The sequence below is a fragment of the Vibrio sp. YT-18 genome, assembly GCF_033337345.1.
GTDB lineage: Bacteria > Pseudomonadota > Gammaproteobacteria > Enterobacterales > Vibrionaceae > Vibrio > Vibrio alginolyticus.
This window is the reverse complement of the sequence record NZ_JAWOQO010000127.1, coordinates 1-1,323: the sequence shown is the minus strand read 5'-3', so window position 1 is coordinate 1,323 and position 1,323 is coordinate 1. Positions and strand designations below refer to the sequence as shown.

The 1,323-nt window shown below is 44.7% G+C and carries 2 protein-coding genes and 1 pseudogene; 1 reads left to right on the top strand and 2 read right to left on the bottom strand.

Annotated features, from left to right (window positions below):
• Window positions 1-105, bottom strand: a pseudogene (locus R7M72_RS24865) (DUF4145 domain-containing protein); the annotation flags it as partial.
• Between the two features lie 241 nt (window positions 106-346).
• Between R7M72_RS24865 and R7M72_RS24860 the strand changes: the two are divergent.
• Entirely contained in the window at window positions 347-676 is a 330-nt protein-coding gene (locus tag R7M72_RS24860) for a DUF2500 domain-containing protein (protein ID WP_023583986.1), read from the top strand.
• Window position 677: 1 nt separating this feature from the next.
• Here R7M72_RS24860 and R7M72_RS24855 read toward each other — a convergent pair.
• Window positions 678-1,323 (bottom strand): acyltransferase (locus R7M72_RS24855; RefSeq protein WP_318056432.1); only part of this gene is annotated, 646 nt, incomplete at its 5' end.

Sequence of the window (1,323 nt, the reverse complement as noted above, 5' to 3'; positions counted from 1 at the left end):
ACTGCTGATAAGTTGGTGCAACCCTTTCCCTTCTGCGTGATATTGAGTACGCAAAAGCTTTTCGATCGTTCGGGTACGCATGACTACTTTTTCAATATCTGACATCGTAACCCTCCTTTACTGACCTTCCCTTCGTTAGTCATTTCATTCTTCTATAAATTTAGAGCTTTTTCGAGCCGTTAAGTGCAATTTTCCTTTCAAATTGTGCCCTTGCACGCATATAAACTGTGAAGTCCGCCGAATAAAATCTACACCCCTTTTATTAGATCACGAATAGTTTATCTCAACTCATAGTTTAATCAGGGAGTTCTGTAGAATAGGGCCCAATGAAACATTGGAGGTTATCATGCCAATCTCACTTATCTTGGCCACTTTTGCCCTCATCGCTCTTGGCGCATGGGTGTTCTTTCGTTTCTACAGCAAACATTACGTTGGTGAAGATGCGCCAGAACAAAGTGTTCAAGTCACGATTTTAGACAAACAAGCGATCGATGTGCCGGATGCGCAGCCGGGACAGGACGACCAAGAATATTGGATTTATGTGCAACGTGGCCCAATCGGCCCGAAACGAGAATTCCAAATTGGCGTGCACTATTACCACGCGCTTAATCCAGGTGATAAAGGCACCCTGACCTACTGCGGCGACAAATTCCTACATTTCGCAATCAAACGCTAACTTACGGCAGTAACCAACGAGTCTTGGCTGATTTCGAGAACAAATAACTCATCGCCAAGGCTCCCGCCCCACTTAACACAATCCACACAGGGCTCACCCATGCCGGATGACCGGTATACCAACCAAACTCTTTCATTGGCCATAAGAAGATTGGGTGAAGTAAGTAAATGCCCAAGCTGTGCTGGCTGATAAAACTCACCACTTTCTGCACGTTCTTCGGCAACCCTTCCCCAAAATACCGACACAGCATAAAAATCATCGATGCCGCCAAAATCACGTTCAATGTTTTGTATGACAACCAACGCCCCACGGTGTATTTCTCCGCTTCCAAACTGTTGGTCACCACCATGGTAAATGTCACGGCTAACGCCACCAATCCAAACCCAGTGAACAACGTCACCATAGAACGATTTAGTGGCACTTTTTGAAATAGTACATAACCCAAAGGCAGATAGCCCATATAGAGCCACATTTGGTTACTCCATGGCCCATCAATCTTGAACAGGAATAACGTGCTCGTGAACATCCAAAAAGCCAGATAGGTATAGAGGACATTGTCATCGACATTACGTGCCATCCATTGGAATAGAGGAATCACGAAATACAGTGGAATAAAGTAATAGAAGAAGCCTAAATGGTAATAGGTG

Bases quoted from the DNA above. Each gene is read 5' to 3' on its own strand.
- R7M72_RS24860 (WP_023583986.1), top strand. From the start codon at position 347: ATGCCAATCTCACTTATCTTGGCCACTTTTGCCCTCATCGCTCTTGGC.